Source organism: Streptomyces sp. NPDC051211 (assembly GCF_040689505.1).
Taxonomy (GTDB): domain Bacteria; phylum Actinomycetota; class Actinomycetes; order Streptomycetales; family Streptomycetaceae; genus Streptomyces.
Map to the genome: position 1 here is coordinate 35,689 of NZ_JBFBAV010000052.1, position 11,465 is coordinate 47,153.

Here is an 11,465-nt window from a genome sequence, read left to right on the forward strand (position 1 = left end):
ACCGGCGGGCGACTAGGAGTTGTCGGCCTCGATGGACTCGATGGAGTCGAGGAAGCCGAGCGCGATCCGCCAGGTCTGCTCGGCGGCCTCCGCGTCGTAGTCCGGCAGGTCCGGGTCGGTGAACAGGTGCCCGGCGCCCGGGTAGCGGTGGACCTCCACGTCCGCGCCCGCCCGCTGCATCCGCAGGTACCAGGCGGTCAGCCAGTCGTGCGGCTCGAACACGTCCGGGTCCGCGATGTGCAGCTGCACCGGCAGCTCGTCCACCGCCGCGTCCTCGGCGATGTCGGCGGTGCCGTGCAGCAGGAGCAGCCCGCGGGCCTTCTCGTCGGCGAGCGCCAACTGCTGGGCGACCGAGCCGCCGAAGGAGAAGCCGGCGTAGACCAGGCCCTGGTCGGAGTGGGGAGCGGCGGCGAGCACCGCCCGCTTGAGCAGCTCGTCGCGGCCCACCTCTTCCTGGAATTCCATGCCCTCCCCGACCGTCTCGAAGACCCGGCCCTCGAAGAGGTCGGGCACCTGCACCCGGTGGCCGGCGGCACGCAGCCGGTCGGCGGCCGCGTGCACGGCGGGCCGCAGCCCGTACGTCGAGTGGAAAAGGATGATGTTCATGTGCCCATCGTGCCAGCAGCCGGTGACGGCGGTCGGCTACGGTCGGAGGCATGGAGACCGTGCTCCGTTCGCTGCTGCTCCGCCGTAGTCTGCCTCCGCTGCTGCTCCTCGCCTGCGCCGCGGGAGCCAAGGGGTTCCTCCGGGACCCGGGCAGACTCGGACAGCTGCTGACCCTGGTGGTGATCGGCGCGGCGGCCTGGCTGCTGCTGCGGATCGCCGACACCGTCGTGGAGGCCTCGTACGCCAGGTATGCGGCCGGCAACACGGACGAGGCGCGGGTGCGGCGGGTCCGCACGCAGGTGGAACTGATCAAGCGGGTGCTGACCGCGATCGTGGTGGTCGTGGCGATCGCCGCGATGCTGCTGACGTTCCCCACGATGCGGACGGTCGGCGCGTCCATGCTGGCCTCGGCCGGTGTGCTGGGCATCGTGGTGGGCATCGCGGCCCAGTCGAGCCTCGGCAACCTGTTCGCCGGACTGCAGATCGCCTTCGGCGACACCGTCCGCATCGGGGACACCGTGGTGGTGGACAAGGAGTGGGGCACGGTCGAGGAGATCACCCTGACCTTCCTGGTGGTCCGCACCTGGGACGAGCGCCGGATCACCATGCCGGTGTCCTACTTCACATCGAAGCCGTACGAGAACTGGTCGCGCGGCGGGGCGGAGATGACGGGGACGGTGTTCCTGCACCTGGACCACCGGGCGCCGATCCCGCTGATGCGGGCGAAGCTGGAGCGGATCCTGAAGGACCTGCCGGAGTGGGACGGCCGGTCCAGCGGGCTGGTGGTCACCGACACCACCCCGCACACCGTCCAGGTGCGGGCGCTGGTCACCGCGAAGGACGCGGACGACCTGTGGACGCTGCGCTGCGCGGTCCGGGAACGCCTGATCGCCTGGCTGGCGGCGGAACACCCGTACGCCCTCCCCCGCATCACGACCTCCCCGGCCCCCGACCCCGGCACTGCCCCCGACCCCGGCACTGCCCCCGGCCCCGGCCCCGAAGGCCGCCCGGAATAGCGCCCTTCGGCTCGTAGGGGGACGGTGCCTCCGGGTTTCAGCCCAGGAGCGCGGCCGTGCTCTCCTCGGTGAGCTCCTCGGCGTACGGCGGCAGGGGCTCGCCGGCACGCAGGTGCCGTCGGACGACGGAGAGCGGCAGGTCGACCACGGCGAGGGCGACGCGTTCCTGCTCCCGCGGGTCGCGCGCGCCGAGGGCCTCGGCCAGGGTGCCGAGGGAGGCGAACACCCGGCCGTTGCCGGCGTCGGCGCGCCGGGTGTGCTCCTCGGACCAGTCGGCGCGGCCGAAGTCCCCGGGGCCGTAGAGGAGCAGGGCGGCCTCGTCCGGATGTGCCCGGCTCCATGCGACGACGTGGCGGGCCGCCGAGCGGGCGGCCCTGCGCGGGTCGGTCTGATCGCGGAGCGCTGCGAAGTAGCCCTCCTGGAAGCGCTCCACGGTCCGCAGCCACACCTCGGCAAGGAGGGCCGTGCGGCCGGCGAAGCGGTGGTAGACGGAGCCGCTCGGAGCGCCGACCGCCTGGGCGACCGCAGACATGGTGACGGCGGACGGTCCGCCGGCGGTGGCGAGGCGGAGGGCTGCGTCGAGAAGTTGGTCGGTGTCGAAGCGGGGTGGTCTCGCCATGAATCAGAGAGTACCCTCCAATTAATTAGAGAACTCTCTCTAATACGAGCGGAGGGGAGGACGCATGGGCGTCTACAACGTGCACGAGCGCCTGCTGACGGCCGGGGCGAGCGAGGTCGGTGCACTCATCGACAGCCTGGCCGGCGGGGACGAGGACCGGTTGTGGCCCGGCCTGGACTGGCCCCGGATGGAGTTCGACGGCCCCCTGGCCGCCGGCGCGGCCGGCGGCCACGGCCCGGTGCGCTACACCGTCGACGCCTACGTGCCCGGCACCTGGATCCGGTTCGCGTTCAGCGGGCCGCGCGGATTCGACGGCTTCCACGAGTTCGCCGTCCTGCCCGTCGACGCGGAGCGCACCGTACTGAGGCACACCCTGGCGATGACCACCAGCGGCCCGGCCCGCATCACTTGGCCGCTGGCCTGGCGGCCGATGCACGACGCCTGCCTGGAGGACAGCCTGGACCGCGCCGAACTCGCCTGCACGGGAACGGTGGCCCGCCCGGCCCGCTGGTCACCGTACGTACGCCTGCTGCGGGCACTGGCCGCTTGAGGGGTCCGGTGGACACCCCCGGCGTTCAGCGCAGGCTGCGGACGTCGAGGTAGCGCAGGACCCGGTCGACGATCTCCGGGTCCGCGCCCGGTTCACTGCGGGCCGAGAGGACCTCGTGGCGGGCCGCGGACATCAGCTCGCGCTGGATGCGCTGGATGTCGCGGAGCCGTTCGACCCGCTTCGCGTACGCCTCCCGGCGTTCCTCGTCGACCATGTCGGGGCTGATCCGCGCCCCCACGTCGTACGCGCGCCGGTGGAGCTGCTCGACGAGGTCCTCGGGGAGGTCCTCGGCCTGCTCGATCTCCTTCAGCCGCTGCTTCGCCGCCTTGGCCGCGCGGATCGCGAGGTGCCGCCGGAACTCCCGCTCCGCATCGGTGTCGGCCTCCACGCCCAGCAGCCGCACCAGCCACGGCAGCGTGAGGCCCTGCACCACCAGCGTGGCCATGATTACCGCGAAGGCGATGAAGACGATCTCGTCCCGGGCCGGGAAGGCTTCCCCGCTCTCGGTCCGGAACGGGATGGCCAGCGCCAGGGCCACCGAGGCCACCCCGCGCATCCCGGCCCACCACATCACCACGCTCTCCCGCCAGCTCAGCGGGATCTCCTCGTCGTAGTCGCGCCGCTTGTGCAGTTTCTTCGCCAGCCAGGACGCCGGCAGCAGCCACAGCAGCCGTACGCCGACCACGACCGCGACCACGGCGGCCGCCCAGCCGGCCATCTCGCCCCAGCGCTCGTCCGCCGAACCGAACACGTTGTGCAGCTCCAGCCCGATCAGCCCGAACGCCACACCGGTGACCAGCATGTCGACGACCTCCCAGAACGTGTGCCCGGCCAGCCGGCCGAGGACGTCGTCGGCGTCGCTCGCGTACTCGGCGAGGAACAGTGCGGTGGTGAGCACGGCCAGCACCCCGGAGCCCTGCAGCTCTTCGGCGAGGACGTACGACACGAACGGCACCAGCAGGGTCAGCCCGATCTGCAGGGTGGCGTCGTCGAGCCGGCCCATCAGCCGGTTCGCGGCCCAGCCGAGCGCCAGTCCGACGGCCACCGCGACGACCGCGGACAGCACGAACTCGCCGAGGGCGGCGGGCCAGGAGAAGCTGCCGCTGACGGCGGCCGCGATGGCGACGTGGTACAGCACGATCGCGGTCACGTCGTTGAACAGGCCCTCGCCCTCCAGGATCGACACCATGCGCCGGGGCAGTCCGAGCGAACCGGCGACGGCGGTGGCCGCGACCGGGTCGGGCGGGGCGACCAGCGCGCCGAGCGCCACCGCGGCGGCGAGGGGCAGACCCGGCACCACGGCGTGGGCGACCGCGGCGACCGCGGCGGTGGTGACGAAGACCAGGGCCACGGCCAGCAGCAGGATCGGCCGCACATTGGCCGCGAACTGCCGCCAGGAAGTCCGCTGTACGGAGGCGTAGAGCAGCGGCGGCAGCACCAGCGGCAGGATGTAATCGGGCGGGATGTCGACGTTCGGCACCACCGGCACCAGGGCCAGCACCACCCCGGCGATGGTCATCAGCACCGGCGCGGGCACCCCCAGCCGGTCCCCGAGGGGCACGGTGACCACCGCGCCGAGCAGCAGCACGAAGAGAAGCAGAAGCTGATCCACTCCCCCACCCTGCCAGGCGTGCCGGGTTCGCTCGCTCACATGAGGGTGCTACGCGAGGGTGCGCCGCATCGCGCGGTGCGGCATGCCCGCGTCCTCGAACTCCGGGCCGTACGCCACGTAGCCGAGCCGCTCGTAGAAGCCCAGCGCATGCGTCTGGGCACCGAGGTCCACCGCGGTGAGGCCCAGCCGGGCCGCCTCCGCCTCGATCGCGCGGACCAGCGCCGCGCCGACCCCGAGGCCGCGGGCGGCCTTCAGTACGGCCAGCCGGCCCAGCGAACCGACCTCCGGGGAGCCGGTCTTGCCGCGGGCGGCCTCGCCGTACAGCAGCCGGCCGGTGCCCAGGGGGCCGTCCGGGCCGACGGCCAGCACATGGACGGCCTGCGCGTCGTAGGCGTCGTACTCCACCGCCTCCGGAACGCCCTGCTCGACGACGAAGACCTCGGTGCGGACGGCGAAGCAGGCCGCGAGGTCCGCGTCACCGGCGGCGACCCGGACCTCGAAGGGGACCGTCACTCGCTCTCTGCGCGGATCACGTCCAGCGCGTTCTGGAGGTCCGCCGGGTAGTTGCTCTCGAACTCCACCCACTGCCCGTCGGAGGGGTGCTCGAAGCCGAGCCGGACCGCGTGCAGCCACTGCCGGGTCAGGCCCAGCCGCTTGGCGATGGTCGGGTCGGCGCCGTAGGTCAGGTCGCCCACGCAGGGGTGCCGGTGCGCGGACATGTGCACGCGGATCTGGTGCGTGCGGCCGGTCTCCAGCTTGATGTCGAGCAGCGAGGCGGCGCGGAAGGCCTCGATCAGGTCGTAGTGGGTGACCGACGGCTTGCCTTCCTGGGTCACCGCCCACTTGTAGTCGGCGCTGGGGTGACGGCCGATCGGCGCGTCGATCGTGCCGCTCATCGGGTCCGGATGCCCCTGGACGAGGGCGTGGTAGCGCTTGTCCACGATCCGCTCGCGGAACTGGTTCTTCAGCGAGGTGTAGGCCCGCTCGGACTTGGCGACGGCCATCAGGCCGGAGGTGCCGACGTCCAGGCGGTGCACGATGCCCTGGCGCTCGGCGGCGCCGGAGGTGGAGATCCGGTAGCCGGCGGCGGCCAGGCCGCCGATGACGGTGGTGCCGGTCCAGCCGGGGCTGGGGTGCGCGGCGACCCCCACCGGCTTCATGATCACGACGATGTCATCGTCGTCGTGGATGATCTCCATGCCCTCGACGGGCTCGGCGACGATCTCCACGGGGCGCGGGGGCGCGGGCATCTCGACTTCGAGCCAGGCGCCACCGTGCACACGCTCGGACTTCCCGACGACACTGCCGTCGACCGACACCTTCCCCGCGGCCGCGAGCTCGGCCGCCTTCGTCCGGGAAAAACCGAACATACGGGCAATGGCGGCGTCGACGCGCTCGCCTTCGAGGCCATCGGGAACGGGCAGGGTGCGGATCTCGGGAATCGTACTCACCCGTCGAGTATGCCTTGTCAGTCCTTGTGGACGGTCCCGTCCGGGTCCAGGCCCCGGAACGACAGCAGCACGATCAGGATGCCGCCGCACACGATCGCCGAGTCGGCGAGGTTGAACACGGCGAAGTGCGCGGGTGCGATGAAGTCGACCACCGCGCCCTGGAAGACGCCGGGCGAGCGGAAGATCCGGTCGGTGAGATTGCCGAGCGCACCGCCGAGCAGCAGGCCCAGCGCGATGGCCCAGGGCAGGCTGTAGAGCTTCCGGGCCAGCCGCACGATCACCACGATCACGGTGGCGGCGATGCAGGTGAAGATCACCGTGAAGGCCTCGCCGAAGCCGAAGGCTGCACCGGGGTTCCGGATCGCCTCGAACTTCAGCAGGTCACCGATGACCTCGATGGGCTGCTGGTGCTCCAGCTTCGCGACCACCAGCATCTTGCTGCCCAGGTCGAGCAGGTAGGCGAGCAGGGCCACGACGAGCAGCGCGGCGATCCGCCGCCGCCCCTTGGGCTGCGGGGACTCCGGCTGGGAATCCTCCCCGCCCTCCGGCGTACCGATGATGCGCTCCGCCTCTGCCACGTGCGTCCCTCGTCCTGGCTCGACAACTGAAGACGAGGGTACGTCACGCCCTCCGGCGGCGCCCCGGGGTGCCAGGGGTACCCGGAAGCACCCGGGACCCGTCCTAGTGCCGCCGCTCCTGCTTCTGCTTGCACTCCACGCACAGGGTGGCCCGGGGAAAGGCCTGCATCCTGGCCTTGCCGATGGGCTGCCCGCAGTTCTCGCAGAGCCCGTAGGTGCCCGCCTCCAGCCGCTCCAGGGCCCGCTCGGTCTGCTCCAGCATCTCCCGTGCGTTCGAGGCGAGGGCGATCTCGTGCTCGCGGGTGATGTTCTTGCTGCCGGTGTCGGCCTCGTCGTCGCCGGCGCCACCGCCGCCGTCGCGCATCAGACCGGTGATGGCCAGCTCGGAGGCCTCCAGCTCGGCGTTCAGCCGCTGCACCTCGCCCTCCAGCTCGCTGCGCGCCTCCGCCACCTCGGCGGGGCTCCACGGGTCCTCACCCGGCCGTACGGCGAGCTCCCCGGGTGCCCCGGCGGCGACCACGGCCCGGGCCTTGGGCAGCCCGCTGGTGGCCGCGGCGGCGGTCTTCCTGGCCTTGCTCGTGCCCGTGCTCTTCTTGGCAACCACGTTCCCGGCTCCCGTCTGGGTCGTTTCCCCGGCCACATCGGCAGGGGCCGCATCTTCGGCCGCCGTCTTGGCGGGGGCCGCCTTCTTGGCCGGCTTCTTGGCCACAGCCTTGGCCGGAGCCTTGGCATCGGCCTTGGCCGGAGCCCGCTTGGGCGGGGCCTTGGCCTCGCTCCTGGCCGGGGCCTTGGCCTCACCCTTGGCAGGGACCTTGGCGTCGGCCTTGGCCGGAGCCTTGGCATCGACCTTGGCCTCAGCCTTGGCCGGGGCCTTGGCCTCAGCCTTGACCGGAGCCTTGGCCGATGCCTTGGCCGGGGCTTCGTCGACTGCGGCAGCCTTCTTCCCGGCGGCAACCTTCTTCGCTGCCACGGCAACCTTCTTCCCTGCCGCGGCCGCGGCCGCACGCTTGGGCGCCGCCGTGCCGTCGGCCCGGGCCGTCTTCCTGGCCGGGGCCGCCCGCTTGGCGGCAGGGGCCGAGCCGGCCACCGCCCCCGCCGGCTCCGCGTCGAGCCGCTTCTTGGCGGCCGGGGCCGGCTTCGTACCGGGGACCGCCCCCCGGGCGGCCTTGGCCGCCGTCGACTGCTTCTTCGCCACCATGGCTGCGGCCCCTTCACATATGGTGATCTTGCACGCAAATCGTGCTGGGACGATAAATCGACTCCAGCCCCGCGGCAACGGGGCACGCGTCCAGCCAGGCCGACCTGCAACCGTTGTGCCCAGCTCCGCGCCCGGTAATCCGCGCCACAACCCCGCCGGCCCCATCGGCCCATTCGGGTCAGCGGAAATCCGGTCTGCCGAGCCGCCACCGGGCCCGTACACTGGGCCCAGCGAAAGGCATGGATGGGGACGAGTAGCTTCGTACGCAGCCAGGAGCGACCCGGGGACGGTGAGAGCCCGGGGGCGAGCGCGATGTGAAGGATCACCCCGGAGCCGCCGGAAGAACGCCCACGGACATCCCACGGGCCAGTAGAACCGGCTCGCGCCCCTAATGAGGGGGTCACCGGCGCGCGCAGGCGCACGGCGGCCAAGGAGGGTGGTACCGCGGGAGCAGCTCGGCTCTCGTCCCTCCGACGGACACACCACGCCGCCGGAGGAAGAGCCCAGCCTCATGACCACACCGCCGCAGTACCGCCCGGTACCCGCCCAGGTCGATCTGCCCGCCCTGGAGCACGCCGTCCTGGAGTTCTGGCAGGAGAGCAAGACCTTCGCCAAAACCCTGGAGCAGTCCGAGGGCCGCCCGGAATGGGTCTTCTACGAAGGCCCGCCGACCGCCAACGGCATGCCCGGCGCGCACCACATCGAGGCCCGCGTCTTCAAGGACGTCTTCCCCCGCTTCCGCACCATGCGCGGCTACCACGTGGCCCGCAAGGCCGGCTGGGACTGCCACGGCCTGCCGGTCGAGCTCGCCGTCGAGAAGGAGCTCGGCTTCAGCGGCAAGCAGGACATCGAGGCGTACGGCATCGCCGAGTTCAACGCCAAGTGCCGCGAGTCGGTGACCCGCCACACCGACGCCTTCGCCGAGCTCACCACCCGCATGGGCTACTGGGTGGATCTGGACGACGCCTACCGGACCATGGACCCGGAGTACGTGGAGTCCGTCTGGTGGTCCCTGAAGGAGATCTTCAACAAGGGCCTCCTCGTCCAGGACCACCGCGTCGCCCCCTGGTGCCCCCGCTGCGGCACCGGCCTCTCGGACCACGAGCTGGCCCAGGGCTACGAGACGGTCGTCGACCCCTCCGTGTACGTCCGCTTCCCGCTGACCTCCGGCCCGCTGGCCGGCGAGGCCGCGCTGCTGGTCTGGACGACCACCCCGTGGACCCTGGTCTCCAACACCGCGGTCGCCGCCCACCCCGAGGTCACGTACGTCGTCGCCACGAACGGCGAAGAGAAGATCGTGGTCGCCCAGCCCCTGCTGGAGAAGGCCCTCGGCGAGGGCTGGGAAGCCACCGGCGACACCTTCACCGGCAAGGAGATGGAGCGCTGGACCTACCGGCGTCCCTTCGAGCTGGTCCCCTTCGACGCCCCGGCCCACTTCGTGGTCAACGCCGAGTACGTCACCACCGAGGACGGCACCGGTCTGGTCCACCAGGCCCCGGCCTTCGGCGCCGACGACCTCGCGGTCTGCCGCGCGTACGGCCTGCCCGTCGTGAACCCGGTCCGCCCCGACGGCACCTTCGAGGAGGAGGTCCCGCTGGTCGGCGGCATCTTCTTCAAGAAGGCCGACGAGAAGCTGACCGCCGACCTCGACGCGCGCGGCCTGCTCTTCAGGCACATCGCCTACGAGCACAGCTACCCGCACTGCTGGCGCTGCCACACCGCGCTGCTCTACTACGCGCAGCCGTCGTGGTACATCCGCACCACCGCCGTCAAGGACGCGATGCTGCGGGAGAACGAGAAGACCAACTGGTTCCCGGACTCGGTCAAGCAGGGCCGCTTCGGCGACTGGCTGAACAACAACATCGACTGGGCGCTGTCCCGCAACCGCTACTGGGGCACCCCGCTGCCCATCTGGCGCTGCGAGGAGAACCACCTCACCTGCGTCGGCTCCCGCGCGGAGCTGTCCGAGCTCTCGGGCACCGACCAGTCGGCGCTGGACCCGCACCGCCCGTACATCGACGACATCACCTTCACCTGCACGCACGAGGGCTGCTCCCTGACCTCGGTCCGCGTGCCGGAGGTCATCGACGCCTGGTACGACTCGGGCTCGATGCCGTTCGCGCAGTGGGGCTACCCGTACAAGAACAAGGAGATCTTCGAGAAGCGCTACCCGGCGCAGTTCATCTCGGAGGCCATCGACCAGACCCGCGGGTGGTTCTACACCCTGATGGCTGTCGGCACCCTCGTCTTCGACAAGTCCTCGTACGAGAACGTGGTCTGCCTGGGCCACATCCTCGCCGAGGACGGCCGCAAGATGTCCAAGCACCTGGGCAACATCCTTCAGCCGATCCCGCTGATGGATCAGCACGGCGCGGACGCGGTGCGCTGGTTCATGGCGGCCGGCGGCTCCCCGTGGGCGGCCCGCCGGGTCGGCCACGGCACCATCCAGGAGGTCGTCCGCAAGACCCTCCTCACGTACTGGAACACGGTCGCCTTCCAGGCTCTGTACGCCCGTACGTCGAACTGGGCGCCCTCGGCCTCCGACCCGGCTCCGGCGGACCGCACGGTCCTCGACCGCTGGCTGCTCTCCGAGCTCCACACCCTCGTGAGCGAGGTCACGGAGGCGATGGAGGCGTACGACACCCAGCGCGCCGGCAAGCTGCTGTCCTCGTTCGTGGACGACCTGTCCAACTGGTACGTCCGCCGCTCGCGCCGCCGCTTCTGGCAGGGCGACGCCTCGGCCCTCCGCACCCTCCACGAGGTCGTCGAGACGGTCACCCGGCTGATGGCCCCGCTGACCCCCTTCATCACGGAGCGGGTGTGGCAGGACATGATCGTCCCGGTCACCCCGGAGGCCCCGGAGTCGGTCCACCTGTCCTCGTGGCCGGTCGCGGACACCGCGGCGATCGACCCGACCCTCTCCCAGCAGATGCTGCTGGTCCGCCGCCTGGTGGAGCTCGGCCGGGCCACCCGCGCCGAGTCCGGCGTCAAGACCCGCCAGCCGCTGTCCCGGGCGCTGGTCGCCGCGACGGGCTTCTCGGCCCTGTCCCCCGACCTCCAGGCCCAGATCACGGAGGAGCTCAACATCTCCTCCCTGGCCTCCCTCTCCGAGGTGGGCGGCTCGCTGGTGGACACCACGGCCAAGGCGAACTTCCGGGCACTGGGCAAGCGCTTCGGCAAGGGCGTCCAGGACGTGGCCAAGGCCGTGGCCGCGGCGGACGCCGCCGCCCTGTCCCTGGCCCTTCGCTCGGGCGAGGCCTCGGTGGACGTGAACGGCTCGCCGGTCACCCTCACCCCGGAAGAGGTCATCATCACGGAGACCCCGCGCGAGGGCTGGTCCGTCGCCTCGGACTCCGGCGCGACGGTCGCCCTGGACCTGGAGATCACTCCGGAGCTGCGGCTGGCGGGGCTGGCGCGTGACGCGATCCGGCTGATCCAGGAGGCCCGCAAGAACTCGGGCCTCGACGTGGCCGACCGCATCGCCCTGCGCTGGTCCTCCTCCGACCCGGAGCTCACGACGGCTCTGACGGACCACGCGTCGCTGATCGCGGACGAGGTCCTGGCGACGGACTTCGCATCGGGCGAGGCCGACGCCTCGTACGGCGCCCCCTTCACGGACGCCCCCCTCGGACTGACCTTCCGCCTCCGCAAGGCCTGACCCAGCCCCGTCCCGTGGCCCGGCCCACCCCCACCCCGGGGGCGCGCCGGGCCACCGGCGTTCCCGCTGCGCGGAGCCTCTCCCCTCCCCGCCCCTTCCCGAACTGGGGGCAAGCCCCTGATTCAGCCCCTCCGGCGTTTGAGGAGCGGGGACAGGGGCGGAGCCCCAGTTCGGGAA

At 71.8% G+C, this 11,465-nt stretch carries 10 protein-coding genes; 3 read left to right on the forward strand and 7 right to left on the reverse strand.

From position 1 onward, the window contains the following. Nucleotides 1–12: 12 nt before the first annotated feature. Complete coding sequence (locus tag AB0447_RS32155; protein WP_366480403.1) at nucleotides 13–606, reverse strand: dienelactone hydrolase family protein; 594 nt, start codon at nucleotides 604–606, stop codon at nucleotides 13–15. 50 nt (nucleotides 607–656) lie between these two features. Here AB0447_RS32155 and AB0447_RS32160 point away from each other — a divergent pair, with 50 nt between their 5' ends. Beyond that, a complete protein-coding gene (locus tag AB0447_RS32160) occupies nucleotides 657–1,622 on the forward strand; it encodes a mechanosensitive ion channel domain-containing protein (RefSeq protein ID WP_366480404.1) in 966 nt (321 codons plus the stop codon). Between the two features lie 37 nt (nucleotides 1,623–1,659). On the opposite strand, the gene AB0447_RS32165 is transcribed toward AB0447_RS32160, so the two are convergent. Further along, complete coding sequence (locus AB0447_RS32165; protein ID WP_366480405.1) at nucleotides 1,660–2,241, reverse strand: TetR/AcrR family transcriptional regulator; 582 nt, start codon at nucleotides 2,239–2,241, stop codon at nucleotides 1,660–1,662. 64 nt (nucleotides 2,242–2,305) lie between these two features. Between AB0447_RS32165 and AB0447_RS32170 the strand changes: the two genes are divergently transcribed. Further along, the gene (locus AB0447_RS32170; RefSeq protein WP_366480406.1) at nucleotides 2,306–2,791 is read left to right on the forward strand and encodes an SRPBCC family protein; all 486 of its coding nucleotides are present in this window, start codon (nucleotides 2,306–2,308) and stop codon (nucleotides 2,789–2,791) included. 25 nt (nucleotides 2,792–2,816) lie between these two features. On the opposite strand, the gene AB0447_RS32175 is transcribed toward AB0447_RS32170, so the two are convergent. The 5 genes from AB0447_RS32175 to AB0447_RS32195 all read right to left on the reverse strand — a co-directional run bounded on the left by AB0447_RS32175 (nucleotide 2,817) and on the right by AB0447_RS32195 (nucleotide 7,630). After that, a complete protein-coding gene (locus AB0447_RS32175) occupies nucleotides 2,817–4,403 on the reverse strand; it encodes a Na+/H+ antiporter (RefSeq protein WP_366480407.1) in 1,587 nt (528 codons plus the stop codon). A 48-nt stretch (nucleotides 4,404–4,451) separates the two neighbouring features. Beyond that, entirely contained in the window at nucleotides 4,452–4,916 is a 465-nt protein-coding gene (locus tag AB0447_RS32180) for a GNAT family N-acetyltransferase (protein ID WP_366480408.1), read from the reverse strand. Then, complete coding sequence (locus AB0447_RS32185; protein WP_366480409.1) at nucleotides 4,913–5,854, reverse strand: RluA family pseudouridine synthase; 942 nt, start codon at nucleotides 5,852–5,854, stop codon at nucleotides 4,913–4,915. The genes AB0447_RS32180 and AB0447_RS32185 overlap by 4 nt, the downstream gene beginning before the upstream one ends. Before the next feature lie 17 nt (nucleotides 5,855–5,871). Beyond that, nucleotides 5,872–6,432, reverse strand: coding sequence for a signal peptidase II (lspA, locus tag AB0447_RS32190; RefSeq protein WP_366480410.1), 561 nt, complete (start codon nucleotides 6,430–6,432; stop codon nucleotides 5,872–5,874). A gap of 103 nt (nucleotides 6,433–6,535) precedes the next feature. Beyond that, nucleotides 6,536–7,630, reverse strand: coding sequence for a TraR/DksA C4-type zinc finger protein (locus AB0447_RS32195; RefSeq protein WP_366480411.1), 1,095 nt, complete (start codon nucleotides 7,628–7,630; stop codon nucleotides 6,536–6,538). Nucleotides 7,631–8,141: 511 nt separating this feature from the next. Here AB0447_RS32195 and ileS point away from each other — a divergent pair. Continuing rightward, complete coding sequence (ileS, locus tag AB0447_RS32200) at nucleotides 8,142–11,288, forward strand: isoleucine--tRNA ligase (RefSeq protein ID WP_366480412.1); 3,147 nt, start codon at nucleotides 8,142–8,144, stop codon at nucleotides 11,286–11,288. Nucleotides 11,289–11,465: the final 177 nt, after the last annotated feature.